Origin of the sequence: Methylobrevis pamukkalensis (assembly GCF_001720135.1) — a bacterium.
GTDB lineage: Bacteria > Pseudomonadota > Alphaproteobacteria > Rhizobiales > Pleomorphomonadaceae > Methylobrevis > Methylobrevis pamukkalensis.
Genome location: NZ_MCRJ01000340.1, coordinates 1 through 332, shown reverse-complemented (window position 1 = coordinate 332; position 332 = coordinate 1). Strand labels below are relative to the sequence as shown.

Annotated in this window: 1 pseudogene; it reads left to right on the top strand. The window is 64.5% G+C overall.

From position 1 onward, the window contains the following. A pseudogene (locus A6302_RS22560) lies at positions 1 to 332 on the top strand (plasmid replication protein RepC); the annotation flags it as partial.

The window sequence follows — 332 nt, the reverse complement described above, 5'->3', positions numbered from 1 at the left end:
TCTGGAAGCGATCGCGGCCGAGCTGCGCAGGCTGCGGGCCGATGTGGAGAAGTCCCTGATCGGAATCAGGAAATCCGAGAATTCAAGCGCCAGTGACATCCAGACTGAGCGCCACTATCAGAATCAAAATACCGAATCCTCATCTGACTCTGAACCCGGCTTGGAAAAGCCAGAGGGCAAGCCGGCGGATGGAGCCGGACGGCCCGTGTCGGGGGCGAGCGCCTATCCGCTCGGCTTCGTGTTGCGGGCCTGTCCGCAGATCGCCGCCTTCGGGCCCGGCAGGACGATTGCGGACTGGTCCGGCCTTGTGGAAGGTGCCGGCCGGGCACGGG